Below are 26,383 nucleotides of genomic sequence, written 5' to 3' on the forward strand. Positions count from 1 at the left end.
CCCATCGCGGGCAAGCCTTGCTCCTACAGGTTATGTGTCGATCACATTATTGTGGTCCGACATCAATCCGTAGGAGCAAGGCTTGCCCGCGATGAGGCCATCAAAACCAACGCATCTTTCGGATCAAACCTCGGCTTTACGCCAAACCCCTTTCCCGCTCAACCGCTCCCGATCATGGGCCGCAGTGAAATCCTGCGCCGGTCCCTTCGGCACAATGCCAGTCGGATTGATCGTGCGATGGCTGGCGTAGTAGTGCCCCTTGATGTGGGCAAAGTCCACGGTGTCGCTGATCCCCGGCCACTGATACAACTCGCGTAGCCAGTTCGACAGGTTCGGGTAATCGGCGATCCGCCGCAGATTGCATTTGAAGTGGCTGTAATACACCGCATCGAAGCGAATCAGCGTCGTGAACAGCCGAATGTCCGCTTCAGTCAGGTACTCGCCCGCCAGATAGCGCTTCTCACCCAGTCGGTTTTCCAGCCAGTCGAGTTCACTGAACAGCTGATCAAAAGCTTCTTCATATGCCGTTTGTGAGGTGGCAAACCCTGCGCGATACACGCCGTTGTTCACCGCCGGATAAATTCGCGCATTCAGCTCATCGATTTCAGCGCGCAACGGTTGCGGGTAGAAGTCCAGACCGTTGCCGGTCAAACCGTCAAAAGCACTGTTGAACATGCGGATGATTTCCGCCGATTCGTTGCTGACGATGCGTTTTTGCAGGTTGTCCCAAAGCACTGGCACCGTTACACGGCCGGTGTAGTTGGCGGTGTCGGCGGTGTAGCGCTGGTGCATGAAGTTGAAATGGTCGAGCTTGTCGCCGGTGGAGCCGAAGGTCTTGTCGAAGGTCCAGCCGTTTTCCAGCATCAGCCAGCTGACCACCGACACATCAACCAGGCTTTCCAGGCCTTTGAGCTTGCGCAGAATCAGCGTTCGGTGGGCCCAGGGGCAGGCGAGCGAGACATAGAGGTGATAGCGACCGGCTTGTGCGGGGAAGCCGCCTTCGCCGCTGGGGCCGGGTTTGCCGTCAGCAGTCAGCCAGTTGCGGCGCTGTGCTTGTTCACGCTGGAACGCGCCGTCCTTGCTGCTTTCATACCACTGATCACGCCAGTGCCCTTCAATCAGCAAACCCATCTCGAACTCCTCGGTCGTTAAACGTTGGAGTTGAGTCTATGCCGATGGCTTCGAACAAAAAGCGCAAAGGTTGAGCGTTAATGATCGATTAAATAGATTTATCGCGCGCGTCCCAGAACTGCTGGGCTTTGACGAAGGCTTCATCACGCGGTGTACCGAGACCGCGCAAGGCTAACGCCATGGTCGAAATCAACGCCATGTGTGGATAGCTGTCGACCACATCGCCGCGCCATACGGCTTTCAAGTGTTCAGGATCAAGGGTTGCCGGTTTGACGTGACGCTGAGCCGACAGCTGCGGCCATTCCTCGTCCCAGCTCTCACCGCCGGTGGTGCCGTACAGGTGACTGTCGGCGTCCGGGTTGATCTCGATTTCGCCGCCCTCGCCCTTGATCACGATCACGTTATCGCCGAGCAAGCCACTGGCGTCGCGGTGCACGCCCTGATAGCCCGGGTGGAAGATGCTTTGCAGGCCGCAGCGCGCGCCCAGCGGATTGAGAATCCGTGCCAGCGAGTGGATCGGCGAGCGCAGGCCCAGGGTGTTGCGCAGGTCGATCATCCGTTGCAATTGCGGCGCCCAGTCGCCCAGCGGGATGAACGCCAGATTGCCTTGTTCCAGCGCTGTGCCCACTTGTTGCCAGTTGCGGCACAGCGGGATCTGCAACTGTTCGAGCAGTTGCTCGCTGTACAGCCGCCCGGCGGTATGCGCGCCACCGCCGTGCATCAGGATCCGCACACCGTTTTGTGCCAGGCACTTGGCGGCCAGTAAATACCACGGCAGGTGACGCTTCTTGCCGGCGTAGGTCGGCCAGTCCAGATCGACGCCCAGCGCTGGCGCGTTCAGCCGTTCGCGCAAGGCTTCGGTGAAGCCCGCCAGTTCTTCAGGGCTTTCTTCCTTGTGCCGCAACAGCATCAGGAAGGCGCCGAGTTGAGTGTCCTCGACCTTGTCGTCGAGCAGCATGCCCATGGCCTCGCGGGCCTCTTCGCGGGTCAGGCTGCGAGCGCCGCGTTTGCCTTTGCCGAGAATCCGCACGAACTGCGCGAAAGGGTGTTCGGCAGGTGTTTCAGTGATCAGTGGGGCGAAATCGGTCATAGACAATTCGTCGGTTTAGGCAGGCCCGCCAGCTTGGCGGCAAGTTTGGCGGGAGTGCCTTTGAACAATCGGTTCAGGTGCAGGCTGTTGCCTTTGTCCGGGCCCAGCTTCAGCGCGGTGTATTTGATCAGCGGACGGGTGGCCGGCGACAGCTGGAACTCTTGATAGAAGCCACGCAGCAGCTCAAGGATTTCCCAGTGTTCTGGGCTCAGCTCAAGTTCTTCGGCGGCGGCCAGGGCCGCGGCGACTTCGGTGGACCAGTCACCGAGATCAACCAGGTAACCGTCCTTGTCCAGGTCGATTCGACGTGCACCTACGGTGAGCGAGTTCATAACCAGCTGTTGACCTTATCGTAGTGAATCGACAGTTCGACGAAGGCCGGATAGTCGACGCTTTTGACCCAGTCAGGCACTTGCAATCCGCGGGCCTGAACGTCTTCGTCGAGGACGAACAGGCGCAAGGTTTCGCTTTGTGCTTGCAGCGCGCTGAGTGGCGCAGTGCCGGCTTGCAAGGCGTAAACCGCATCGCCGCTGAGCAGAACGGCATCGCTCGCGCCGAGCAGGCGCAGGCAACTGGTCAGCCGGTTGTCGGTAAACGGCGAGTGAGACAATACATGCAAAGTCGACATCAGAGGGTGATCACTTGGTCATAACGGTCAATAACAGCCGAGATTTGCTCAGCAGCCAGCACATGCAACGGGTCGAGGCTCAAGGCCGTCGGCACCAGGCCGCGAGCCGTTGCGCTGTCGCCACACACATACAGGTCTTCTATACCAAACAACCCAAGCGCCTGCAGGTTGGCGCTGAGGTCTTTTTGTTGCACGGCTTTGGCGTCCTGCCGGGTCGCCAACTGGAACACGCCGTCATCGAGAAACAGCAGGCCGATCGGCAAATCGAAGGCGCCGCCGGCGAGTACGATATCCAGAGCTTCACGGGCGCCTGGGCCAGACCAAGGCGCCTGCCGGCTGATAATCAGCAAGGATTTAGGCATGGTTTATGGCCCTCCAAAACAGATCAGGCGATCGGCGTCTTGCACCGCATCGTGCAACTGCCCAAGCCCGGACAATTCCCACGGTGCGCTGACATTGATTGCCGTTCGCTGATAACGCCTGGCTTCTTCTTCATCCAGCACACCACGGCGCAAGGCTGCGGCAATACAGACCACGCCGTCGAGTTGGTGCTCGCTGACAAAGTTGCGCCATTGCAGCGCCAGGTCCTGCTCATCCTGTGGCGTGACGACGTTGCTCGACGCGTTGTAAACGCCGTCCTGATAGAAAAACAGCCGCACAATCTCGTGACCACCGGCCAGCGCTGCCTGAGCAAACAGCAGGGCGCGGCGCGAGGAGGGCGCGTGTGCGGCGGAAAACAGCGCAATGGCGAACTTCATGGCGAACTCTGACAACAAATCTGTGGCCATGATAAAGCTTTATCGGCGGTGCGGCGAAGGGCGATTCAGCGCGGCATGTAGCCCAGCTGCCAGCGCCGCGGAATCTTCAGCGAAACAACCCCAAGCACACCGGCCAGCAGGCCACTGGCGTACAGGGCTTGCAGGCCGAGATGGTGTTCGAGCACCGCACCGATGACGGCACCGGCAAACATTCCGGTCCAAGGGATCAACTGCACCCGCCAGCCATTCCGGCGTTCGCCGAGCAACCAGCGTCCCAGGCCGCGACCGAAGCGCGACAGGGCGCCGGTGACATAGGTCAGCCCGACCGGAAAGCCATTGACCTGTTCGACAGCGGCATTGAGCATCCCCATGGCGATGATCGCCGCCAGCAACGCCGGATATTTAGCCTCGAATGGCCACGCAGCCGCGGCGCACAGCAGGGTGGCGATGCTCAGCATCAATGGCAGGGCGCGTCGACCGCCCATGCGACTGACCACAATACCCAATGCGTTGCCGGCGATGAACATGGCGACCAGCACCAGCAAGCGCACGGTCAGGAGCAGATCACCGTCACTGATCGCAACCGCCAGGCGGGTGGTGTTACCACTCATGAATGAGACAAAGTCGCCGGTGGCCATGAAGCCGATGGCGTCCGTCATGCCGGCCAGCACCGAGAGGCTTGCGACCAGCAACATACCGATCCGCCCGCGCCATTTCTGCACGTGCAACAGGCCGGGTGTATGGGCGCGATTAGGTGAAGACGGCAGCATTCGTCAGCTCTCAAGACCATGCAGTTTACGATATTCCTCCCAGTCCATGCCGGCCATTTGCGCCACTTCCTTGTGTACCTCCAGCCGTTGGGCTTCATAGTCCTCAACAGTGGCGGCGGTCAATTGCAACGTCAGCTCCCAGGCGAACAAGCCCAGACGTTCAGCCTCCGCTTCGTAGGCTTCATGCAGCCGCTCGTTGCGATACTGCGCCATGGTTTCGCCCTTGGCCTGGGCAGCCAGAGGGTTCAGGTGATCGAGTTCTTCGCGTAACGCCGGTCGCGCATTGAGAAACCGTTGCAGCGCCAGTTCGTGTTGCGATTCGATGGGAGCCATGGACCATCCTTTTCAAAGAGAAAGCATAAGCTTCTTGATGGCGTTTGCCTTGACGCGAGTCAGGAGATCTTTTTCTTGTTGGCTTTGGCCTCGGCCGCCAGGCACTCCAGAGCAAACTGCTCGGTGTAGGTCATCTGGATCGGCGTGGTTTCGCCTTTGACGGTTCTTTCGCCATCGAGGATGTAACGAATGCGCTTGTCGGTCACGCCGATGCGTTTGGCGATCCACGACGGGGTCTGGCCGATCTGGCTGATCAGTTTGTCGGCGTAGTCGGTGGAAGGTTTGTAGAACTCGGCATTAGGGGTCATGGGCTTTCCAGAAGAAGTTGCGCGGCGCGAGGCGCCAATTATGGCGCGACAGGGTGCGCGAATCGGCGCGGCCTGTCGCGATCAATATAAAGTAAAGCATGAAGTAAAGCAGAGCGGCGCCGAGGACGGGGCATGTGGAACAGCTCAGCCTGGCACTTCGGGACAGCCGCTTGCAGTGATACAGTCAGCGTTTTGCGAATAAGGAAACACAATGCGTATTTTGATGGTGGCGCTGGCTGGTGTGTTGCTGGCGGGTTGCGCGGGATCGACGATGAAAGAAGCGCGCTCCCAGAACCCCTACAAGACGCTCGCCTCGAACAAGCCTGATCTGGTCGTCGCCCAGTGCGTGCAGTTTGCCTGGCAGGACGAGGCGGTGTTCGGTGTCGACGCCAGTGGCTACCTGCAACCCGGCGAAACCGGCGGCTTCACCGTTTACACCCGTTCGGCCGAGGCCTTCATCGACGTACAAGGCGGCGCATTGAAGTACTACGCCACGCTGGACAACTGGGTTGCCAAGCGCCGACTGGCAGCACTGGCAACCTGTTTGTGAGTCAGTGAAGGTTTAGCTATTTTGCTCGGTGGCCGTGAGGCGTTTCTGAAAAAAGAAGCGCTTACTGCCCAGCGGATAGTCGGCTATCTGCCCAACTTCGGTAAACCCCAGCTTCTTGTAAAACTCCGGTGCCTGGAATTCGAAGGTGTCGAGGTAGATCCCAATGCAGTTCTTCTCCCGCGCCAGCTCCTCGGCCATTTGCATCAGTCGTGAGCCGGTGCCCTGGCCGCGTGCCTGCTCGGGCACTGACAGCAGGTCGATGAACATCCATTGGTAAAACAGTTTTGCGTAGAGCCCGCCGAGGATCTCGTTGCTCTGTTCATCACGAACCAGCAGGGCGATTTCCTAGTAATGACCTTCGCCGGCATGGGCGATGTTATAGGCGCGCAAGGGGCTGATAATCGCCTGGCGTTCTTCGGGTAGAGGGTTTTGCGATAGCTCGATGCGCAGTTTCATTCGTGACGTCCTTGTAACGGTTTGGAGTGGCAACCGATATCGAGATTACCGCGTGCCGTTCTCCAAGTGAATGCCTGTGGCGTGTAACGGTCCTGAGGCGAATCGTTCTGATTGCGGGTTCGTGTTGTAGTCCTTTTGCCAGTCTAGACGTAGGGCTTCGTATATTTAACTGTATGGATAGCCAGTATTTATTGAGTCCCGCTCGGAAACGCTCCTGAAATACGGAAAAACCGGCCGTGGACTTCATCCGTCATTCGGTTAGGTTGAAAGCGTTCCTCAGGAAGGAACGTTCTTAATCAACGGAGTGAAAAATATGAACAAGCCACAAACTCAACCGCAACTCAAACACGGTCGTGTGACTACCCCGGCCAGCCGCGGCTCTGTCGCTATCGAAGTCGGCCTCCTGGAGGGTTGGCAGGTCAACGAAATGGAAGGCGGAAAGAACTTCCCTTCATTGACCGCCGGGCCATTCCCCGCACCGTACGAGACGGACAGCGCCAGCGTTGCACCACCGGCTGATGGTTTCATTCTCAGTGGTGGCAAGGCTGATGCTCGTGATTGCATCAACTACACCAACGAGGAAATGAGCAAAAAGCTCAATCGTCCTTTCATTTGGCCACTGCTTAACGTGAACCCGGGGCAGACCTTCCATGTCACCTGGCAGTACACGGCGCCTCACACCACTCGCGGTTACAGTTGGTTTATCACCAAGGATGGCTGGGACCCGAAACAGCGCATCAACCGTGCGCAGCTCGAGGCCAAACCGTTTGCTGAAGACTTCTACACGCAGGTGCCTTACTACGCACACAGCAGTGAACTCAAAGCCAAAGTCGAACATGAAGTGACATTGCCCGTGGGCAAGAAAGGTCATCACGTCATTGTGCTGCTGTGGATTGTCGCCAACACCGGCAATGCGTTCTATCAAGCCTTCGACGTGGACTTCAAGTAAGGCCTCGTTCGTAGCGTGAACAGGTTCTAAAGGATTGGAGCCGAAAGCCCGGTAGCGCTGCCGGGCTTTTTTGTTGCGTGCCGTCACAGTCCTCGACCTGATGGAATACTATGGCGCCCTCTGACAACAAACAGGATGGATTGTCATGTCGAACACGGCCGAGCGCGTCAACATCATCGAGTCCCAGGTGTTGTCCGACGACTGGTACCTGCTGAAGAAATTCACCTTCGATTACCTGCGCAACAATGGCGTTTGGCAGAGACAAACCCGTGAGGTCTACGACCGTGGTAATGGTGCAGCTATTCTGCTGTTCAACCGCGCGCAAAAAACCATCGTGCTGACACGCCAGTTCAGGTTGCCGGTCTTCGTCAACGGTCATGACGGCTTGCTGGTTGAAGTGGCTGCGGGTCTGCTGGAAGGCGCCTCGCCGCAGGAGCGCATTCGCGCCGAAGCGGAGGAGGAAACGGGTTATCGCGTTCACGATGTGCAGAAAGTATTCGAGGCTTACATGAGCCCAGGGTCGGTGACCGAGAAGCTGCATTTCTTTCTGGCTGAATATGATGCTGCTTCACGCGTCGGATCGGGTGGCGGGCTGGAGGCGGAAGCTGAAGACCTTGAGGTGCTGGAACTGAAGTTCGATGACGCACTTGAGGCGTTTTACAGTGGGCAGATCGTCGACGGAAAAACCATCATGCTGCTGCAGTACGCGGCGATGAAGGACATTTTTGCGGCGGTTCAGACCTGAATCTTCTGAAAGGCAAAAAAAAAGCCCGCGGGAGGGGGCGGGCTGAATGTTTCTTGAATGAGCGGCGGGGAATATAAGCGCTGAGGGCTGAAACTACTGTGAAAGATGTTTCATGCGTTATCCGCTCGACCGCTCGACCTATTAAGCCCACAGAACTCTAAACCGGGTGTAAGTTAGGTCCGGGCTTATCTCTCGTGAATGGAGGTGACTATGAGCGTTCCGCTGCTTAGCAAAATGCACATGAACGGTTATCAAGTGGTCAGCGTCAACAGTGGTCTCTGGAAGGTCTGTACTCGTAATGACCGGCTCGGGTCCTTTGGCACCCGAGAAGAAGCGTTGGCCTACGCGGCGTCGTTGCCCGCCCGTCAATCCAGAGTGAAACCCGTTTCCCACACACAGTGACGTGATTATCTGGAGATGTGTGTCTGCCTTTTCTCCAGCAGCCGCAAACAAAAAAAGAGCCCGCTTGCAGCGGGCTCTTTCGTCAGGAGTTATCGGTCGACTCAGGTTTGCGTCGATCCTTGCCAGAAGGATTTCCGGTGTTCAGAAGCCTTCTCTCCACCAGCACATTTTCAAGTGCCTGGCGGGCTGAAGGTTCCAGCTGATGTTCCCTTTCTTTGAGTTCAAGCAGGATCGGGCTGGACCAAGTGCGGTAGGTCCGCTCGGCAATTCGAATCGGGTTCATTTACGTCTCCCAGACCAAGTGCTCGCTAACAGCGCGGGGTGTTTCCATATCGCGAAAATCCTAGTCGAGAAACCTGGGTGTCGCCAGCCGCTATCACTTGTTGCCCTTGTGGTCGCCGCTAATGATTTTGCCGATCGGTGTGATGAGCTCGGGTCTCTGGTTCCTCACATTACCGATAGCCATGTCGACCTTGAACCACTCGAAGATTTCGGTGGGTTCACCCTGATTCAACACCATCTGCTCAGCGCGTTCCTTTGGCATTGCCAGGTTGAGCCATTCTCGGGCCAACTCCGGCGATAGAACCACCGGTCGCCGATCATGTACATCGACCATGCCACCGATATTGTCTGCGGTGAAAATAACAAAACCATCGTCCTCCTTCGGTTCCCGGCCACCCGCAGGGTACTGACCAATGGCGGCGCAGAGAATGGGAGCTCGATCCCGGCGTCGAACGAGGTAGGGCTGTTTATTCGGGCCACCTTCATAGACCCACTCGAACCAGTTATCGATGGGCGCGATCGCGCGGTGTGGCCAGATTGCCCGGAAGAACGAGCCATGTGCGACTTTTTCGACCCGGGTATTGATCGGTACAGAGTGGTCTTTCGACCAATTCGGTCGCCATCCCCAGCGCACCCGATCAGCGTGCAAGGTTTCGCCTTCGAGGTGAAGGAGAGCGACCTGAGTCGATGGCGCAACGTTGTACAGATCCAGAGGCTCGTCGCCCACTGTGTTGACCAGAGCATTGGGCATGCTCAGCGCCGCGACGAAGTCGTGGATGCCTCGGTACTGTGAAAGTCGTCCACACATTGGAAAATCCTCCGGTGGAGATTTCAGCTTAGCCGAGCCGCGTACGGGAAGGTGGATCTATGCCGGAAACTGGCTGCTTTGGCAGGCCAATCGTCCGTAATGCGACCCTGATAGGACTTTGAGTGGTGTACGGTCGGCAGGACGCCGGAAGAGTTTTGAGCGCTTCGCGAGTAGTGGGTTTTTCACCAAACCCCAGAAACGTTAAAGCCCTGAATAATCAGGGCTTTAACGTACAAATATGGCGGAGGCGATGTCCGCCTCCGTAGAACTTTATGCCGTGCCATACCGTCTCAATATCACAAGTAAAGCCTTGTATCTACTTGCTATAAAGCCATTTATTTGCCTGTTACCGCATCAGCTCGTATCATCCAGTTGCAACCATATTGATGGGTGTATGTAGGGGTACGACTTGAGGGGGTGTGGACCATGCCGCGTAAAGCCATTGAACTGAATCCGCTGACGGTTTCCCGACTGGTCGAACCCGGACTGCATTTTGTGGGCGGTATTCCAGGATTAGCACTCCAGGTGCTACCCACCGGGGCGCGCACTTGGGTTCTCCGCATGACTGTAGGCGCCAAACGCAGAGACATGGGCCTGGGTGGATACCCGGCCGTAACGCTCGCCCAAGCCCGCGAAGCTGCACGTGAAGCACGCGCCAAGGTACGCCAGGGCGTTGACCCTATCGAGGAATCTCGCGCCGCACGTAGCGCCCTGAAAGCGGCGCAAGCGGCAGCCCTCACATTTGAGCAATGCACGGATGGGTTTCTGACCGCCCACAAGGACGGATGGAAGAACGCCAAGCACGCACAGCAATGGCGTAATACTTTGACCACCTATGCGTTTCCCGTGATGGGTTCCTTACTGGTGCGGGATATTGGCCTGCCCCATGTCTTGGCAGCGCTGGAACCCATCTGGCGCGACAAAACCGAAACAGCGTCCAGATTAAGGGGGCGCATTGAACAAGTCCTGGATTGGGCAACCGTGCGCGGCTATCGGGCCGGAACCAATCCGGCACGCTGGCGCGGCCACCTCGACAAGCTCCTACCCAAGCCTGGAAAGATTGCCAAGGTCGAACATCACGCCGCGCTGCCAGCAGGTGAGTCGGGCGCTTTTATGGAGAAACTGCGCCAGTTGAAGGGCATGGGCGCGCGGGCGCTGGAGTTTGCAATCCTGACCGCCACCCGTAGCGGCGAAGTGCGCGGGGCCAAATGGGCCGAATTCGATTTGAGCGCGAAGACCTGGACGATTCCCGCCGAGCGGATGAAAGCCGGCAAAGAACACAGGGTTCCACTATCTCCCGCTGCGCTTGCACTGATTAAAGTCTTGCCCAAGATAGCCGGGAGTGAACTGGCCTTCACCGCGCCACGTGGCGGCGCCCTGTCGGACATGACGCTTACCGCTGTTGTCCGCCGCATGAACGTAGCCGCTGTGCCTCACGGTTTCCGCAGCACGTTCCGCGATTGGGCCTCAGAGCGGACCAATTACCCTAGGGACGTGGCTGAGATGGCCCTGGCTCATTCCATCGGGGACAAGGTTGAGGCTGCCTATCGACGTGGCGACTTGTTCGATAAGCGCCGCAAGATGATGGACGACTGGGCCGCTTTCCTGTCACGTCTAGAACAGCCAGGGCAAGTCATCGACATAAACAGCAAACGAGCTTAATCAGTTTTGCCCCGGCTAGGCCCGCGAACCGAACAGCGGGACACCTTCACCCGCCTGCCGGGGCACCTCATTGAAGGGCACTTGAAGGAGTGCAGCATGGGAACATTGACCGAGATGCTTAAGCAGCAAGGGCCAAGCCTTTGCATTGATGATTTGGCCGCTGCATGGGGCGACCAAACAGCAATGAGCGGTCACTTGGATGCAATAGCCAAAAGAAATTGGGTGCTAGGCGAACTGCAAGAAGCGATTAACGGAGGCGCGGTACAAATCTTTGACACCGTAGGCAACCGTGAGCGGTCATATCGTCTCCGCGACGCCCCAGCACTGGAGCGCCATCGCGTTCGGATGCTGCCTCAAAGCTTCAACGCATGGCTAGAAAAACAGGGGCAGCCGCTTCTACTCAACGCACCCTTACTCGGTGCCAGCCAAAACTCTCAATCAATAAAACCGGTCCCCCGCCAGGAAGCCCAAGACTTAGAATTACTCGCCAAGCTGCGAGAGTTAGGATTCGACCCAGCTGCGCTACCACCCATTCAACCGGGACTACCTGGACCAAAAGCTGCCGCCTCCGAAGCACTAGGGAGCAATGGGATTTGGAGCGGGTCAACAGTCTTTAACAAAACTTGGGAACGACTTACCAAGAACAAGGAAATTCAATACCGGTCCAGCTCTTCGTAGGTGTCCTCCCCCGAACTGGGGCATAGGGGGACTCTTGCGAGGGAGGATACCGCAGGTGAAAAAGTTCATGTCGTGACATTCCCCGCGACGCCAATACATGGCGTGGCCCGCGAACCGGAAACCGACATGAAAACCAATCTCCCTATCCCTTCTGCGCTGGCAAACTTCGATAGCCTTCCAGATTCCGCGCATGTGCGCTTACCTGTAGTCATCGCGCTTAAAGGCGTTTCCGCAGCAACAATCTGGCGCTGGGTCAAAGCAGGCATTCTTCCCGCACCCGTCAAGCTGGGGCCGAACACCACCGCCTGGCGCGTGGGTGACCTGCGCTGCACACTGGGGGCAAAGTAATGGAAGCCTTCAGCGACAGCCTAGCCACCTACCTCAAGCGCAAACCCTCGGCGATGCGCATTGTTAAAGCCCTGACCTCCAACAGCTACGTTAGCCGGGAGGGTATCGACCAGGTGGCAGGCGTAAGCAACGGTCCTGAGGAAATTCGACAGCTTCGGCGTCGAGGTCTGGCAATCCCTTGCCAACGCGTTTGCATGAGGGACCGCGACGGGCGAGCAACTCACCCTGGCCGGTACTCCCTAACCCTAGCCGACCGCTCTGTTCTCCAAGAAGTCCTGGCCTACCTCAACGGTGCCGCAGTATGACCAGCCCAAGTAATACGCCGAGCGCAGTTGCGCAGGCATGGGCCAAGGCGGCGAATACCGCTGGTGGGTGGCATCCTCTCAATGCCTTAACGTTAGCCAGTGAAACCCGCTGGCTAGTTGATGGAGTCATCCCCGCCGCTAGCATTGTATGGGTGACCGGCAAGCCAGCGTGTGGCAAGACCTTCACCATGATGGACATGGCGGCATGCGTATCTAGCGGGCGCCGCTGGCAGGGCCGCCAGTGCGACCAGGCACTAGTCATCTATGTGGCTGCCGAGGGGGGCACGGATATTCACATCCGGCGAGCCGCCGCAGAACTCGCCGCTGGCGTCACAGGGTCGCTTCTCATTGTTCAGGCACGCCCCAGAATCGACGAGGCAGAAGGCCTGGCTGAATTGATGTCTTTGGTGCAGGAAGCCACCGGGGAAGGTATTCGCTTTGAACATGTGACTAAGGTTTCAGACGCCGTACGCGACTTTGAACAGTCCTTGAAGCCCGAAGAATTAGCAAAGTACCAGAGGGCGGAACGTTACGAGAATTTGAGCTACTGGGTCGAGGAAGGCAACAGCCTGGACGTGGACGACGCCTCAGAGCTAAGGCGACTTGAAAGAGAGTTGACCCCCGAGGAAAAGAAATGGGGCGAGAACAAGAGAAATGATTGGGGTTTTGCCCTTGCAGAAAGTCGCCTTTCGCCAATCGATAAGGCTGCATTCAAGTACAACGGCCTTGTCGATGCTCCGGCTGACATGGATTCGCGAAAGGTGCTTCTCATCATCGATACCTTTTCTCAAACCGCCGCAGATGATTCAAAGCCCGTGGTTAGTCGGTACATGAAGAACCTGCGCGAACTGGTGGAACAGTCCGGCGATAAGGTCAGCGTTGTAGTTGTTGACCACCTTACAAAGTCCGGCGATTCCTACATGGGGTCCCTAGCGAAACAAGGCGACACCGACGCCATGATAGAGATTGAGCGCAAGGGCCAGCTTGTCACAGTGACTTGCCCGGAGAAGATGAAGGCGGCGAAACCATTCGACCCAATCCACCTTGAGCTGGTGGAGTACACGATTGGGGATCACTCCGACGCCCAAGGACGACCATTAACCAGTTTGATAATGCAGGATGGAGAGAGGGTCCATCGACTGCGCAAAGCCGCTGGAGCTAGTACGGAAACCGCCGCTACCATCGTCCTGGAATTACTGGCAGACGATAGCCCATGCGACCAGGAGAGCTTACGCGCCAAGTTTTCCTCCCACTCGTCGAACGCGGGCAAAAAGGCCGACACCGTTCGACGCGCATTTTCTCGCGCAATCGAGAGCCTCTCAGACGACGAAGTTATCCAGCAGACCGGCGACGTCGTGTCTTTCTCGCTTATCTCATCCCTTCCCCCAGCATGACGGACAGACACCGGACACCACCCCCTTTCACAGAAAGGGGGGATGTCTGTCCACTTCCCGCCGTCCGTCAAAGCAATGTCCGGCACTTGCCGAATAGAAATTTATCCTTATAAATCAATCAGTAAAAACCGAACGTCTGGCCGTTATGATTTAACCCCGGACATTGTTCGTGGCCTATGTCCGCTGCATGTCCGGCTCAATGTCCGACGGTTTGTCTCGTAACGCGAACGCGCCGAATTTGCGCATTACAGCGAATACGCAGAACTTGCGGATTGAGGGCGACACGCTGCCCTATACAGCGACCCCGCACGCTTCGCACGCGTGCGCGTACTGGCCTCTAAATATCCAGCCCTTTTAAGGCGTGAGTTTCTTAGTGCCCTGCCTCTGAAATACGCTCCCTTTTTGAAGCGTACCTGTTTCGGGCAGGCAAGGCGCCACGACAAGTCATAGCAGGGCTATTGCTTGGAGGGCTGGTCTGGATGGGTTTTCTTCCACTGGCGATAGCCCATTACAACCGTGAGAAATTCTTGCTGCATTTGGTCTTTGCTCATGCGCTGGTGAGTAAGCATGTTCCGTTGCGCGTCGTTATCAAGGGTCGTATTGATGGCTCCGGTGACGCCTTGATACTCCTTCGCACATTGCATGGCCAGAGCCAGGGCTACGGTTCCCGCGTCTGAGATACCATCATCGACAGTTGGAACCTTTGCGCTTGCACAAGCATTTTCGACTTTCAAAGCATCCATCACTTGCGGTGCAACATCAGCAAATGCTGATTCGGCCGTAAGAACAACCATAGCGATAATCAGAGAGCGAAACGTCATGTCTTTTCTCTGTTATTCAAAGAGCGCTTGGACGCGGGCCTAAACATATATCACCCACCTACGCCAAGGCCTAGCGCATTTTCCGCTTGATGGGTTTGATGATGGGTGACGACAAATTGCCAAACAGCAGACACAAAAAAACCCTGAATAATCAGGGCTTTATCGTACAAATATGGCGGAGGCGATGGGATTCGAACTCATGGACCTGTTACAGTCGACGGTTTTCAAGACCGTTGCCTTAAACCACTCGGCCACACCTCCGTATTGCGTTGCGGGCGCCATAATACCTGAATGAAACACACTGTCAAACTCTCTGCATAGCTTGTTACAGAGCGTCTGTTATGATCTTTGCGACTGAACGTTTCAAACCTACAGGAGTGTCGCCATGCGCGAACAGGATTACGCAGTTAATAACAGCGTGCAGGCTGAGCAGCTAGAGGTTAGCCGCGTCCTGCGCAACACTTATGGCTTACTCGCCCTCACGCTCGCATTCAGCGGTGTGATGGCGTTCGTCGCTCAGCAGATGCGTGTCGGCTACCCGAACGTGTTTGTGGTGCTGATCGGCTTCTACGGGCTTTTCTTCCTGACCAACAAACTCCGTGACTCGGCCTGGGGCCTGGTGTCGGCATTTGCGTTGACCGGTTTCATGGGTTTCCTGCTGGGCCCGATTCTCAACCGTTACCTGGGCATGCAAGGCGGCGCTGAAGTGGTCAGCTCGGCCTTCGCGATGACCGCACTGGTATTCGGCGGTCTGTCGGCCTATGTGCTGATCACCCGCAAGGATATGAGCTTCCTCGGTGGTTTCATCACCGCTGGTTTCTTCGTCCTGCTGGGTGCGACGCTGGCGGGCATGTTCTTCAAGATCAGCGGTCTGCAACTGGCGATCAGCGCGGGCTTCGTGCTGTTTTCTTCGGTCTGCATTCTGTTCCAGACCAGCGCCATCATTCATGGCGGCGAGCGTAACTACATCATGGCGACCATCAGCCTGTATGTATCGATCTACAACCTGTTCATCAGCTTGTTGCAGCTGTTTGGCATCATGAGCCGCGATGACTGATCGCCAGCCTTGAGCAAAAAACCCGCTACGGCGGGTTTTTTGTTATCTGGCATTCGGGCAGGGTTCACTCGGTGACGATGATGCTGCCATAGCGGCAAACCACTCAATCTAAGCCGTTCGGAACAAGACAGCACTCATGCCATTGGTGGCAACCGCCGTTTCACCGGGGTCTTCTTGACGATCGCGGTGTTGGTCTCGGCATAGCTGTTGAGGCGGTCGAGCAGGGTGTCCAGCTGTTCCATCGAACGCACATGCAGGCGCGCGATAAAGCAGTCATCGCCAGTGACCTTGTCGCATTCGGTGAACTCGGGAATGGCCTGTATCTGCCGTTCGACGTTCTGCAACTGACCGGGCAGCGGGCGAATACGGACGATGGCCTGCAGTTGATAACCGAAGCATTTGGGATCGATGTCGACGGTGTAGCCCTTGAGCACGCCACGCTCTTCGAGCCGGCGCAGGCGCTCGGCGACGCTGGGCGATGACAGGCCGCTGATTTGCGCCAGAGCCTTAAGCGAACGTCGGGAGTCTTCCATGAGGGCTGCGATCAGCAGTTGGTCAATGTCGTCAGTCATGCAAACCTCATTAGGCAAATACTTGAATCTGCCTTGATAAAAAAGGTGAACTGGCAGTTTAGCCTGCATTTGACTCTGGAGTAGCACGGCGGTGGATTGGCATACTTTGGGCTCATATCGAGGAGCCTGATCATGGATACAACACTGCGCCGTGGTTCGTTGGAAATGACCGCCGCCATGCTTATTTCCGGGACCATCGGATGGTTCGTGCTGGTTTCCGGCCAACCCGTGCTGGACGTAGTGTTCTGGCGCTGTGTGTTCGGCGCAGCGACCTTACTGCTGATTTGCGCAGTGTTCGGCTTCCTGCGCCCGGGCATTCTGACCCGCACCACATTCTTGCTGGCAGTGCTCAGCGGGGTCGCGATTGTCGGTAACTGGGTGCTGTTGTTTGCCTCCTATTCCCGGGCTTCGATTGCCATTGGCACGGCGGTCTACAACGTGCAACCGTTCATGCTGGTTGGGCTGGCGGCGCTGTTTCTAGGCGAGAAGATCACCGCACAAAAGCTCTTTTGGCTGGGTGTTTCGTTTCTCGGGATGCTGGCAATCGTCAGTGCGCATGGCGAGCAGGGCGCGGGGGGCGGTGAATACCTGCTGGGGATTGCACTGGCCTTGGGCGCCGCACTGCTTTATGCCTTTGCCGCGCTGATCATCAAACGCCTGACTGGCACGCCACCGCACTTGATCGCGCTGATTCAAGTCTGCACTGGCGTGCTGTTGCTTGCGCCCTGGGCGAATTTTTCTGCGTTGCCGCAACAGCCGAGCGCCTGGGCCAGTTTGCTGACGCTGGGCATCGTGCACACCGGCGTGATGTACGTGCTGCTTTACGGCGCGATTCAGAAATTGCCGACAGCGCTGACCGGCGCCCTGTCGTTTATCTACCCGATTGCGGCGATTTTCGTCGACTGGTTCGCCTTCGGCCATCGCCTTGAGCTGTTGCAATGGGTCGGTGTGATCGCGATTCTGCTGGCCGCCGCCGGCATGCAACAAGGCTGGGGTAACGGAGTCCGTAAAGTCGCGACGCAGTGACCGACGCTCAGATTTTCCAACGGGGCGCGGTCTTCACCAATCGCTGGCGCATGTCGCCCAGGTTGGCGGCCAGTTGTCGGGTCAGTAATCGGTAACCGTCCAGTGCGCTGTAGACCGGGGTGTCCAGGATGGTCTGCGGCACTGTTTCATCGGTCGCACGCTCCAGGCGTTGTGTCGTACCGGATTGCAGCGCCCGGGCCATGCCGATCAGCAACACGCGAATCTGTCGGTGCTCGGCTTTCAGCGCCAATTGCATTTGCGCCATGGCCTGTTCGTCACCTGATTCGGGGCGGGTGTTGGCGAGGATTTCCAGGGTGCTGATGCACATCCGCAGATTGCGCTGGAGGGCGTCCAGTTCAGTCATGGAAATCCGCACTTCCTTGGATACCGAAGGCATCAATGAGCGCAGTTGCACCATCACACCGTTGAGACGGCTCAGCATCTTGAGGTAGTGGTCGTCGGTAACCGATTGGCCGCTGATGATCCGGCTGTAAATGCTTGCGCAGTCGCGCAAGGCACTGGCGAGCTTGTAGCGCCAGGAGTAGACCGCATATAGCGGCAGCGCGAAGGAAAAGGCCAGGGCCAGGACGATACCGATGAGGATATCGACCGTGCGCCAAAGCCCGTCGGTCACCGGATTATCGCCATGACCTGCGACGATGAACACGGTGATCGCCGACAACAGCGCGGTGTAACCGCCCTTGCCAATCGCATGGTAAGAAAAGAACCCGCAGACCACGGACATCGCGAAGTAAGTCAGCCATGGCAGGCCGAGCCAGGCCTGCTGCGCCACCAGCAGCAAACCCACGCCAGCGCCGATCAGCGTGCCATAAGCACGCTCAGCGGCTTTCTTGCCGATATTGCCGTGGTGCTGCAACCCGCCGATCACCACCAGCATGGTCACCGACGCCCATTCACCGTGGGGCAGGTTAATCCCGGTGGTCAGCAGGATTGTCGCCAACAGTCCCAGCGACACCCGCACGGCGTGGATCAGTTTGGCGTTGCGATAGCGCCGGTACGGGTCCAGAAGCGGACGCAGCAGCCGGCGCAGCAACGGTGGCAGTCGGGATGATCGAAGGGCTGTCATCGGGTTTGCGGGGTGTCCTCAATCTGCATTCAGAAAATATAGTCGGTGGTCAGGAAACTCGAATCACGTCCGCGGATGATGTCGCTGATCAGCTCCTTGTTGCTCTCCTGGAACTTGGTCGCCACCAGCGTACGGATCGAAAATGTCCGCAACGCATCGTGCACCGAAAGCGTACCTTCAGCCGAATTCTTGCGCCCGTTGAACGGGAAGGTATCCGGGCCGCGCTGGCACTGGGCGTTGATATTGATCCGCCCGACCTGGTTGGCAAAGGTATCCACCAACCGCCCAACCTCGACGGGATTGGTGCCGAACAGGCTCAACTGTTGACCGAAATCTGACTCAAGGACGTAGTCGATCACCGTGTCCAGGTCACGATAAGGCACGATAGGCACCACCGGGCCGAACTGCTCTTCCTGATAGACGCGCATGTCGGTGGTCACCGGGTACAGCACCGCCGGATAGAAGAACGAACCGCGTGCCTGGCCGCCATTCGCGTTCACCACTTTGGCGCCTTTTCTCACGGCATCGTCCACCAACCCATGCAGATAATCGACCTTGCCCGACTCCGGCAGCGGAGTCAGTGACACACCACTTTCCCATGGCATGCCGGGTTTGAGAGAGGCCAGCTTGAAGTTGAATTTCTCGATGAAACTGTCGACCACCCGCTCGTGGACAAAGAGGATCTTCAGCGCAGTGCAGCGCTGGCCATTGAACGACAGCGAACCGGTGACGGCTTCGTTGACTGCATTGTCCAGATCAACCTCGGGCAGCACGATGCCGGGGTTCTTCGCGTCCAGCCCTAAAGCTGCGCGCAAACGATGTGGTTTTGGGTGAAGTTTTTTCAGGTCGCTGGCGGCCTTGTTGGTGCCAATGAAGGCAAAGATGTCGATCTTGCCGCTGGCCATCAGCGCGCTGACGGTCTCGCGGCCGCTGCCATAGATCACGTTGATCACCCCGGCCGGGAAGCTGTCGCGGAAGGCTTCCAGCAACGGGCGAATCAGCAGGACGCCGAGCTTGGCCGGTTTGAACACCACCGTGTTGCCCATGATCAGCGCTGGAATCAGCGTGGTGAAAGTCTCGTTCAGCGGGTAGTTGTAAGGCCCCATGCACAGGGCGACGCCCAGCGGTACGCGGCGAATCTGGCCGAGGGTGTCCTGTTCCAGTTCAAAACGGCTGGAGCGACGGTCGAGTTCCTTGAGGGCGTTGATGGTGTCGACGATGTAATCGCAGGTGCGGTCGAACTCTTTTTCCGAGTCCTTGAGGTTCTTGCCGATCTCCCACATCAGCAGCTTGACCACCGCCTCGCGTTGCTCGCGCATGCGGGTAAGGAACGCTTCGACATGCTGAATCCGCTCGGCCACGCGCATCGTTGGCCAGTTGCCCTGACCACGGTCATAGGCGCGGACGGCAGCATCGAGGGCGGTTAGTGCGGTGTCGGCATCAAGCAGTGGCGTGCTGCCGAGAAGGACTTGTTCATCGCCATTTTCGCCGACCAGGTACACCGGGCTGCGAACCAGCGCCAAGGGGCCGTTCCAGATTTTCAGGACGCCATCGACGAGATATTCGCGTTGCTCGGTCTGTCCGTCGAGGCGGTATTTTTCCGGGATGTCACGGGCGGTCGGGAACAGGTTGCCAAGGATGTTTGCTGTGCTCATGTCGCTACCCCGTCTGGATTGGGTGATGCGGATAAGGTTTTTATCGCCAGACACTGCCATGAGGTCAAGACCTGTCAGCAGTGTCTTTTTCAAGAGTGATGGCCAGTAGCTACAAATCATTCTTGTTGCTGCCTTGGGCTCGGCGTAGGATGCGCGCCCTCATCAGCATAGCTGAATCGTTTTATCAGATTGCAACATGGATTGTTATGACTCATTCCACCTGTTTTTTCACACCGCTATTGATTCTCGCGATAGCGACGACCCCGGCTGTAGCCAATACAAGTCCGCAGCGTGCCGATTTACTGAGCGTTTACCGACAGGCCGTTGAGCACGATGCTCAGCTCTCAGCGGCGCGACATGATTACCAGGCTCGACGCGAAAGTGTTCCTCAAGCCCGCGCCGGATTACTGCCCACGCTCAATGCGGGCAGTACGGTGGAGTCTGTCCGGTTGCAACGTGACGAACCTGGCCTGACGCGCACCCGTAGCACACAGGTCTTTCAGGCCAATCTGAATCAACCGCTGTTTCGTGCCGATCGCTGGTTTCAACTCGAAGCCTCCCAGGCCAGTACCGCTCAGGCCGAACTTGAGCTGGGTTCGAAAGAGCAGGAACTGGTTCTGACGACAGCACAGACCTACTTCGAAACCTTACGTGCACTGGATCTGTTGGCTGCCTCCAAAGCCGAGGAAGCGGCGCTCAAGCGTCAACAGCAACAGGCTCAGGCTCGTCTGGAGAATGGTGCATCGAGCATCACCGACGTGCTCGATGCCCAGGCCGCTTACGACAACGCAGGGGCCAATCGAAAACTGGCTGAACGCAAGGTCGATGATGCTTTTGAAGGTCTGGTGCGTTTGACTCGCCAGGAGTATTCGGCGATCGAAGGGATTCAGCATCAGCTGCCGGTGGAGCTTCCGACACCCAACGATGCCAATACGTGGGTGAGTCAGGCAGTACGTCAGAACCTTGCGTTGCAGGCCAGCAGCTACGCCGTGATTGCCGCCGAGCAAACCAATCGCCAACGCAAGGCCGGCTATGCACCGACCGTCGATGCGGTGGCGTCCTGGCGCAAGGGTGACAACGACAGCTTCGGTTATAGCAATCCAACCGATTTCGGGCGTAATGGCTACCGGGGCGATGTCACCCAAGGTAGCATCGGACTGGAACTGAACGTTCCGTTGTTCGCCGGCGGCATGACCCGCTCGCAAGTGCGCGAAGCGACAGAGCGCCTGGCCCAGAGTGAAGATGAGCGTGAAGACCGGCGGCGTGAAGTGGTACAGAACACCCGCAATTTCTATCGCGCCGTCAATTCCGATATCGAGCAGGTGATTGCCCGGCGACAGACGATTCGCTCCAGTCAGGCCTCGGTTCAGGCCAATCAGGTCGGTCGCGATCTGGGCTCGCGTAATACCGCTGATGTGCTCAATGCCCAGCGCCAGTTGTACAGCGCCGTGCGTGAATACAACAACGCTCGTTACGACTACATCGTCGATACGCTCAAGCTCAAGCAGGCGGCGGGGACGTTGAGTCCAACCGACCTGAGCGACCTGGCGATGTACCTGACAAAGGACTATGACGCGGATCGGGATTTCCTGCCGCCGCAGGAGCGCAAGGCGCTCTGATCATCAATTCATACACCAGAGTGAAATAAATCTCAGGAAATGATGGCGTATTGATGTCTAATGTTTCAGAATTGTTACAACCTGTTGAAAGGTTTACGAATTTATTGCCGCACTGCGGCGCGCATGGAAGCTTATGAGTGATCAAGGAAGGGGCGCCGAGTCGCCCACGCCAGATACCGGTCTCGTGTGTCTGGTCATGCTGGCCCGTTTTCATACGGTGGCAGCGTCCGCCGAACAACTGGCCCACGAATTCGCCCCGGCGAACCAGCTGTTCACCCAACGCGAACTGCTGCTCGCAGCACGCAAGCTGGGACTCAAAGCCAAGTCGGTCAATACCACCATCGCGCGTCTGGACCGTACGCCTTTGCCGGCGATTGCGGCCAATGGCGACGGGACGTTTTTCATCATTGCCAAGCTGGATCAAGGCAAGGCGCTGATCCAGGACCCGCGTTCGGATCGCCCCGAAGTCATCACCTTCGAGGCGTTGGCGGCGCGCTGGACCGGCGAGCTGGTGCTGGTGCGTTCCGAGGCCGGGCTGCCTGGCGAAACCTCGCGTTTCGATTTCACCTGGTTTATTCCCGCCATCGTCAAGTACCGCAAATTGTTGGGCGAAGTGTTGCTGGTGTCATTCGCCCTGCAGCTTTTTGCGTTGGTGACGCCTTTGTTTTTCCAGGTGGTCATGGACAAAGTGTTGGTGCATCACGGGTTGACCACACTCGATGTGATCGCCGCCGGTTTGTTGGGCATCATGCTGTTCGAGTCGGCGTTGAGCGGCCTGCGCAGCTATGTGTTCGCGCATACCGCGAGTCGTATCGACGTGGAGCTGGGTTCGCGGTTGTTCCGGCATTTGATCAACCTGCCGCTGGCGTATTTTCAGGCGCGACGGGTCGGTGATTCGGTGGCCCGAGTGCGTGAGCTGGAGAACATCCGCAGTTTCCTGACCGGCAATGCGATTACCTTGCTGCTGGATGTGCTGTTCTCCCTGGTGTTCATTCTGGTGATGTTTTACTACAGCGGTTGGCTGACCCTGATCGTGCTGCTGTCGTTGCCCTTGTATGTGCTGGTCTCGGTGTTTGTCACGCCACTGCTGCGCGCCAGGTTGCAGGACAGTTTTACCCGTGGCGCGGAAAACCAGGCGTTTCTGGTGGAAACCGTGAACGGCATCGACACCGTGAAATCCATGGCCGTCGAGCCTCAGGCGATTCGCAAGTGGGACAACCAGATGGCGGCTTATGTCGCTGCCGGTTTCAAGACCCAGACCTTGTCCACCCTCGCCAATGAGAGCGTGTCGCTGATCGGCAAACTGGTCACCGTGGCGACTCTCTGGCTGGGGGCTCGATTGGTGATCGACGGTCAGCTTTCAGTGGGTGAACTGATCGCGTTCAACATGCTTGCCGGACGTGTCAGCGGCCCGATCATGCGCCTGGCGCAGTTGTGGACCAGCTTCCAGCAAACCGGTGTTTCGGTACAGCGTCTGGGCGATATCCTCAACACCCGTACCGAACTGTCCCAGGCCACCCGCAGCGCGTTGCCACCACTCAAGGGGCAGATCGAGTTCGACCAGGTGCATTTTCGCTATCGCGCCGATGGCTCCGAAGTCCTGCGCGGGATCAGCCTGCAGATCGCGGCCGGTGAGGTGATTGGCGTGGTGGGGCGTTCCGGCTCCGGCAAAAGTACCCTGACGCGTCTGCTCCAGCGCTTGTATGTGCCGGAGCGAGGCCGAGTGCTGGTCGATGGCATGGACCTGGCGCTGGCCGACGTTTCATCGCTGCGGCGGCAAATCGGTGTGGTGTTGCAGGACAACATGTTGTTCAACCGCAGTATCCGCGAAAACATCGCCTTGACCGATCCGGGGGCTCCTCTCGAAGCGGTCATGCACGCAGCCAGCATGGCCGGGGCCCATGAGTTCATTCTGGAATTGCCCGAAGGTTACGACACCATGGTGGGTGAACACGGCACTTCGCTTTCCGGCGGTCAGCGGCAACGGGTCGCCATCGCTCGTGCGTTGATCGGCAATCCGCGGATTTTGATCTTCGATGAGGCCACCAGCGCGCTGGACTACGAGTCCGAGCGGATCATCCAGCAGAACATGCAAAGCATCTGCGCCGGTCGCACGGTCATCATCATCGCCCACCGACTGTCCGCAGTGCGCGACGCCAATCGCATTCTGGTGGTCGATCGCGGACAAATCGTCGAACAGGGCAGCCATGCCGAGCTGCTGACGCATCAGGCTGGTCACTATTCGCGTCTGCACCGCATGCAGCAGGGCTGAATAGCCCCTCAATCACCTGTCACTGGTTTGTCGACCGTGCCCGCATCAGGCGCGGCGGCATTCACTGTATTCCGGATTCAAGGATCGATTTCCCATGAGCGCACACCCTTCGTTATTGCAGCGCTATCGTCAGGCCTGGCGACACTCCTGGCGCCAGCGCAAAAGCATGGACGGGCCGCGACGGCTACCCCATGAGGCGCAGTTTTTGCCGGCGGCGCTGGAGTTGCAGGACACGCCGGTGCATCCGACGCCGAGAATATTTGTCTGGAGCATCATGGGCTTTGCTGTGCTGGCACTGCTCTGGGCCTGCATCGGCAAGATCGAAGTGGTCGCTGTGGCGCCGGGCAAGATCGTGCCGAACGGCAAGACCAAGCTTATTCAATCCAGCGAAACGGCAGTGGTCAGAGCGATCCATGTCAGCGATGGCCAGGCTGTAAAAGTCGGCGAGTTGCTGGTCGAACTCGACCCGACGGCGGCAGACGCCGACGTCAGACGGATTCAAAGTGATCTGCTGGGCGCACGAATCGACAGCGCCCGCAGTGCCGCGATGCTCGATGCGATCAACCAGCAAAAGCCGCCGGCATCGCTGATCGGGGCGATTGCCAATGCCAACCCGGAACAAGTACTCAGCGCCCAGCGCTGGTTGCAAGGTCAGTATCAGGAATACCGCAGCAATCTGGAGTTGGTGGACGCCGAGATTCTTCAGCGCAGCGCCGAAATCCAGTCCGCCCAGGCGCAAGTGGCGAGCCTTCGACAAACCGTGCCGATCGCCACGCAATTGGCCGAGGACTACCAGCGGCTGTTGGCGCAACAGTACGTGGCGCGTCATGAATACCTGGAAAAGGAGCAGGCCCGACTCGACTTGCAACGTCAGTTGAGCGTGCAGCAAGCCAGCGTCCTGCAATCCACCGCCGCCCAAGGCGAGGCGCGGCGCCGGCGCGAAGGCGTCGTTGCGCAGAATCGTCGCGCCATGCTCGACCTGCAACAAGAGGCCAACCAAAAAGCCGCGAGCCTGGTTCAGGAACTGGCCAAGGCCCGCTATCAGGAAACCCTGACCAGCCTCAAAGCCCCGGTAGACGGCACTGTCCAACAATTGGCCATCCACACCGTCGGTGGCGTGGTCACACCGGCCCAGCCGTTGATGGTCATCGTCCCGGCGGATCAACCGGTAGAAGTGGAGGCGATGCTGGAAAACAAGGATGTCGGCTTCGTCCGCGCCGGCCAACCGGTCACGGTCAAGGTCGAAACCTTCACCTTCACCAAATACGGCACCGTCGACGGCGAAGTGCTCAGCGTCTCGAACGACGCCATCGAAGATGAAAAACGCGGGTTGATCTACAGCAGTCGTATTCGTCTCAACACCGATCACCTGATGGTCAACGGCCAGCGCGTGGCGCTGTCGCCGGGGATGTCGATAACGGCGGAAGTGAAGACTGATCAGCGTCGGGTGATCGAGTACTTCCTGAGTCCGTTGCAACAGCATGTGGATGAGAGCTTGAGAGAGCGGTAATTGGCGTCAGGTGTTGTTATCAGAACTCAGGAGGGTGGGTTGCGTATCTTTCGTTGGCTAAAGTTTGTATTGGCAGTTGTCGGTTTTCTGACACTGGCCAAGTATGGTCTTGTTTTTGTGCTGCATTCTATGGGGCCAGATCCCGATGATGATGTATCGATTACGGTGTATCCGTCACCGAGCGGACAATACAGCGCGGCCCGTGTTACCCGCTCGGGAGGTGGTGCGATTGCTCCGTTCTGTTCGGATGCAGTGATTGTGTTTAACGGTTATTTGAATGTCCGGGATTTTATCGCTCGTCACGAATATGAAGTTTATTCTGCCGAGTGTGATGATTTTTTCGATCATGAAAGCTCTCCGAAAATACAATGGGATTCTGGTGGTGAGCTTCGGGTCGACTTTGCGATTGGTTCGACACGTCTCTACAGTCGAAAAGTTAATCTGCGTGCTACCGATGCGTCAGGAAGTGTCCAGGTAAAGTTTGCGGCTTATCGTTAGAGATGTAGGCGAGAAAGATCGAGGTGGAAACGTTGTTTTTTTGAGAGGGATAGGCGTGGGTGAAATATCAAGGAGGCGCTTGTATTGGCTCGGCGTTGTAGTGGCTTTGTTTGTATTTCTGTATTACTTGATTCCAGAGCCGAAAGATAACCCGTATATGAAAATTTATTCACCGCGAGATGACGGTGGTTTCGCGGGTTGTGAGTTTTCAGAAGGCAAACAGTCAGGGGCGGTATTTCGGTTTCATATGTCTCCTGAAGAATGTCGGTTGGTTGATTACGGTGGCGGTGATGTTCTCACTGTTTCCATTGATTACCCCAGCATGAAAGTCGTCAAGCAGAGAATAGATAAGTCCGTCATCACGATACGGATGTTTCCGATTTTACGTTCCTCTTTTTGGGAAGGCGAATTTTTAGAAGGGGTGGAACCTTCGAAGACAGTTGAGGGTGTTAAGTTTTACGACTATGGGGGGCTTACTACTCGAACATTTGACGGAGGTGACGGCGAGACTGTATTTGCCACTGATCATGAACGCTATTGGCTGGCTAAGCGTTTGTTTAACGATCTACGGGTGTCTTATCAGTATGCGCGTACGTATGAAGATGTAAGGTTGATGGATGAATTTGTGGTGAGTTTTCTTAAATAGACAATAGTTAACTAATGGTTTAT

The 26,383-nt window shown here is 57.4% G+C and carries 30 protein-coding genes, 1 tRNA gene and 1 pseudogene; 15 read left to right on the plus strand and 17 right to left on the minus strand.

The features are described from left to right. Positions 1-123: 123 nt before the first annotated feature. The 9 genes from ACIPIN_RS12675 to ACIPIN_RS12715 form a co-directional block, all read right to left on the minus strand. Complete coding sequence (locus ACIPIN_RS12675) at positions 124-1,131, minus strand: glutathione S-transferase family protein (RefSeq protein ID WP_401119008.1); 1,008 nt, start codon at positions 1,129-1,131, stop codon at positions 124-126. A gap of 88 nt (positions 1,132-1,219) precedes the next feature. Further along, on the minus strand, positions 1,220-2,203 hold the full coding sequence (locus ACIPIN_RS12680) for a glycosyl transferase family protein (RefSeq protein WP_401119156.1): 984 nt from the start codon (positions 2,201-2,203) through the stop codon (positions 1,220-1,222). 14 nt (positions 2,204-2,217) lie between these two features. Then, on the minus strand, positions 2,218-2,553 hold the full coding sequence (locus ACIPIN_RS12685; protein ID WP_401119011.1) for a TusE/DsrC/DsvC family sulfur relay protein: 336 nt from the start codon (positions 2,551-2,553) through the stop codon (positions 2,218-2,220). After that, a complete protein-coding gene (gene tusB, locus ACIPIN_RS12690) occupies positions 2,550-2,849 on the minus strand; it encodes a sulfurtransferase complex subunit TusB (protein ID WP_401119014.1) in 300 nt (99 codons plus the stop codon). Before tusB ends, ACIPIN_RS12685 begins: the two co-directional genes overlap by 4 nt. Next, positions 2,849-3,211, minus strand: coding sequence for a sulfurtransferase complex subunit TusC (gene tusC, locus ACIPIN_RS12695; RefSeq protein WP_401119017.1), 363 nt, complete (start codon positions 3,209-3,211; stop codon positions 2,849-2,851). The genes tusB and tusC overlap by 1 nt, the downstream gene beginning before the upstream one ends. Before the next feature lie 3 nt (positions 3,212-3,214). Beyond that, positions 3,215-3,607, minus strand: a complete 393-nt coding sequence (tusD, locus tag ACIPIN_RS12700; protein ID WP_401119019.1) for a sulfurtransferase complex subunit TusD — start codon at positions 3,605-3,607, stop codon at positions 3,215-3,217. A gap of 65 nt (positions 3,608-3,672) precedes the next feature. Continuing rightward, positions 3,673-4,377: a YoaK family protein gene (locus ACIPIN_RS12705; protein ID WP_401119021.1), complete on the minus strand. Its 705-nt coding sequence runs from the start codon at positions 4,375-4,377 to the stop codon at positions 3,673-3,675. A gap of 3 nt (positions 4,378-4,380) precedes the next feature. Then, on the minus strand, positions 4,381-4,710 hold the full coding sequence (locus ACIPIN_RS12710; RefSeq protein ID WP_401119023.1) for a DUF6388 family protein: 330 nt from the start codon (positions 4,708-4,710) through the stop codon (positions 4,381-4,383). Between the two features lie 59 nt (positions 4,711-4,769). Beyond that, a complete protein-coding gene (locus ACIPIN_RS12715) occupies positions 4,770-5,018 on the minus strand; it encodes a hypothetical protein (protein ID WP_123425907.1) in 249 nt (82 codons plus the stop codon). A gap of 211 nt (positions 5,019-5,229) precedes the next feature. Here ACIPIN_RS12715 and ACIPIN_RS12720 point away from each other — a divergent pair, with 211 nt between their 5' ends. Then, on the plus strand, positions 5,230-5,568 hold the full coding sequence (locus ACIPIN_RS12720; protein WP_401119025.1) for a hypothetical protein: 339 nt from the start codon (positions 5,230-5,232) through the stop codon (positions 5,566-5,568). A 12-nt stretch (positions 5,569-5,580) separates the two neighbouring features. Here the strand turns inward: ACIPIN_RS12720 and ACIPIN_RS12725 are convergent. After that, positions 5,581-6,024: pseudogene (locus tag ACIPIN_RS12725) on the minus strand (GNAT family N-acetyltransferase). Between the two features lie 313 nt (positions 6,025-6,337). On the opposite strand from ACIPIN_RS12725, the gene ACIPIN_RS12730 reads away from it, so the two are divergent. The 3 genes from ACIPIN_RS12730 to ACIPIN_RS12740 all read left to right on the plus strand — a co-directional run bounded on the left by ACIPIN_RS12730 (position 6,338) and on the right by ACIPIN_RS12740 (position 8,120). Further along, the gene (locus tag ACIPIN_RS12730; RefSeq protein WP_401119027.1) at positions 6,338-6,973 is read left to right on the plus strand and encodes a lytic polysaccharide monooxygenase auxiliary activity family 9 protein; all 636 of its coding nucleotides are present in this window, start codon (positions 6,338-6,340) and stop codon (positions 6,971-6,973) included. 145 nt (positions 6,974-7,118) lie between these two features. Further along, positions 7,119-7,718, plus strand: a complete 600-nt coding sequence (locus ACIPIN_RS12735; RefSeq protein WP_401119030.1) for an NUDIX domain-containing protein — start codon at positions 7,119-7,121, stop codon at positions 7,716-7,718. Between the two features lie 210 nt (positions 7,719-7,928). Continuing rightward, complete coding sequence (locus tag ACIPIN_RS12740) at positions 7,929-8,120, plus strand: SPOR domain-containing protein (protein WP_401119032.1); 192 nt, start codon at positions 7,929-7,931, stop codon at positions 8,118-8,120. 82 nt (positions 8,121-8,202) lie between these two features. On the opposite strand, the gene ACIPIN_RS12745 is transcribed toward ACIPIN_RS12740, so the two are convergent. Together ACIPIN_RS12745 and ACIPIN_RS12750 are read right to left on the minus strand one after the other, a co-directional pair. After that, positions 8,203-8,403 (minus strand): hypothetical protein, encoded by a 201-nt coding sequence (locus ACIPIN_RS12745; RefSeq protein WP_401119035.1) that lies wholly within the window; start codon positions 8,401-8,403, stop codon positions 8,203-8,205. A 93-nt stretch (positions 8,404-8,496) separates the two neighbouring features. Then, positions 8,497-9,210, minus strand: a complete 714-nt coding sequence (locus ACIPIN_RS12750) for an SOS response-associated peptidase family protein (RefSeq protein WP_401119037.1) — start codon at positions 9,208-9,210, stop codon at positions 8,497-8,499. A 426-nt stretch (positions 9,211-9,636) separates the two neighbouring features. Here ACIPIN_RS12750 and ACIPIN_RS12755 point away from each other — a divergent pair, with 426 nt between their 5' ends. From ACIPIN_RS12755 to ACIPIN_RS12770, 4 genes are all read left to right on the plus strand, one after another. Beyond that, on the plus strand, positions 9,637-10,872 hold the full coding sequence (locus ACIPIN_RS12755; RefSeq protein WP_401119039.1) for a tyrosine-type recombinase/integrase: 1,236 nt from the start codon (positions 9,637-9,639) through the stop codon (positions 10,870-10,872). A gap of 96 nt (positions 10,873-10,968) precedes the next feature. Then, positions 10,969-11,550: a hypothetical protein gene (locus ACIPIN_RS12760; protein ID WP_401119042.1), complete on the plus strand. Its 582-nt coding sequence runs from the start codon at positions 10,969-10,971 to the stop codon at positions 11,548-11,550. A 126-nt stretch (positions 11,551-11,676) separates the two neighbouring features. After that, on the plus strand, positions 11,677-11,898 hold the full coding sequence (locus ACIPIN_RS12765; protein ID WP_401119044.1) for a helix-turn-helix transcriptional regulator: 222 nt from the start codon (positions 11,677-11,679) through the stop codon (positions 11,896-11,898). A 301-nt stretch (positions 11,899-12,199) separates the two neighbouring features. Then, on the plus strand, positions 12,200-13,597 hold the full coding sequence (locus tag ACIPIN_RS12770) for an AAA family ATPase (protein WP_401119047.1): 1,398 nt from the start codon (positions 12,200-12,202) through the stop codon (positions 13,595-13,597). A 455-nt stretch (positions 13,598-14,052) separates the two neighbouring features. Here the strand turns inward: ACIPIN_RS12770 and ACIPIN_RS12775 are convergent, their stop codons facing one another. Both ACIPIN_RS12775 and ACIPIN_RS12780 read right to left on the minus strand, forming a co-directional pair. After that, positions 14,053-14,418 carry a hypothetical protein gene (locus tag ACIPIN_RS12775; RefSeq protein ID WP_401119050.1) on the minus strand — a complete coding sequence of 122 codons (366 nt, stop codon included), beginning with the start codon at positions 14,416-14,418 and terminating at the stop codon, positions 14,053-14,055. 173 nt (positions 14,419-14,591) lie between these two features. Further along, positions 14,592-14,679, minus strand: a tRNA-Ser gene (locus ACIPIN_RS12780). A 124-nt stretch (positions 14,680-14,803) separates the two neighbouring features. On the opposite strand from ACIPIN_RS12780, the gene ACIPIN_RS12785 reads away from it, so the two are divergent. Beyond that, positions 14,804-15,475, plus strand: coding sequence for a Bax inhibitor-1/YccA family protein (locus ACIPIN_RS12785; RefSeq protein ID WP_123425923.1), 672 nt, complete (start codon positions 14,804-14,806; stop codon positions 15,473-15,475). Between the two features lie 134 nt (positions 15,476-15,609). On the opposite strand, the gene ACIPIN_RS12790 is transcribed toward ACIPIN_RS12785, so the two are convergent. After that, complete coding sequence (locus ACIPIN_RS12790; protein WP_019690796.1) at positions 15,610-16,047, minus strand: Lrp/AsnC family transcriptional regulator; 438 nt, start codon at positions 16,045-16,047, stop codon at positions 15,610-15,612. 132 nt (positions 16,048-16,179) lie between these two features. Here ACIPIN_RS12790 and ACIPIN_RS12795 point away from each other — a divergent pair, with 132 nt between their 5' ends. Next, positions 16,180-17,073: a DMT family transporter gene (locus tag ACIPIN_RS12795; protein WP_401119054.1), complete on the plus strand. Its 894-nt coding sequence runs from the start codon at positions 16,180-16,182 to the stop codon at positions 17,071-17,073. Between the two features lie 7 nt (positions 17,074-17,080). On the opposite strand, the gene ACIPIN_RS12800 is transcribed toward ACIPIN_RS12795, so the two are convergent. Beyond that, a complete protein-coding gene (locus ACIPIN_RS12800) occupies positions 17,081-18,160 on the minus strand; it encodes an FUSC family protein (protein WP_401119057.1) in 1,080 nt (359 codons plus the stop codon). A gap of 29 nt (positions 18,161-18,189) precedes the next feature. Further along, entirely contained in the window at positions 18,190-19,815 is a 1,626-nt protein-coding gene (locus ACIPIN_RS12805; protein ID WP_401119060.1) for an NADP-dependent glyceraldehyde-3-phosphate dehydrogenase, read from the minus strand. A 206-nt stretch (positions 19,816-20,021) separates the two neighbouring features. On the opposite strand from ACIPIN_RS12805, the gene ACIPIN_RS12810 reads away from it, so the two are divergent. From ACIPIN_RS12810 to ACIPIN_RS12830, 5 genes are all read left to right on the plus strand, one after another. Then, a complete protein-coding gene (locus ACIPIN_RS12810) occupies positions 20,022-21,434 on the plus strand; it encodes a TolC family outer membrane protein (protein ID WP_401119062.1) in 1,413 nt (470 codons plus the stop codon). A 133-nt stretch (positions 21,435-21,567) separates the two neighbouring features. Continuing rightward, a complete protein-coding gene (locus ACIPIN_RS12815) occupies positions 21,568-23,706 on the plus strand; it encodes a type I secretion system permease/ATPase (protein ID WP_401119064.1) in 2,139 nt (712 codons plus the stop codon). A 94-nt stretch (positions 23,707-23,800) separates the two neighbouring features. Continuing rightward, positions 23,801-25,216 (plus strand): HlyD family type I secretion periplasmic adaptor subunit, encoded by a 1,416-nt coding sequence (locus tag ACIPIN_RS12820; RefSeq protein ID WP_401119066.1) that lies wholly within the window; start codon positions 23,801-23,803, stop codon positions 25,214-25,216. A gap of 39 nt (positions 25,217-25,255) precedes the next feature. Continuing rightward, a complete protein-coding gene (locus ACIPIN_RS12825) occupies positions 25,256-25,714 on the plus strand; it encodes a hypothetical protein (RefSeq protein ID WP_401119069.1) in 459 nt (152 codons plus the stop codon). A 79-nt stretch (positions 25,715-25,793) separates the two neighbouring features. Beyond that, positions 25,794-26,360: a hypothetical protein gene (locus tag ACIPIN_RS12830; RefSeq protein ID WP_401119071.1), complete on the plus strand. Its 567-nt coding sequence runs from the start codon at positions 25,794-25,796 to the stop codon at positions 26,358-26,360. Positions 26,361-26,383 lie beyond the last annotated feature (23 nt).

The organism is Pseudomonas sp. NPDC087697, assembly GCF_044743155.1.
Taxonomy (GTDB): domain Bacteria; phylum Pseudomonadota; class Gammaproteobacteria; order Pseudomonadales; family Pseudomonadaceae; genus Aquipseudomonas.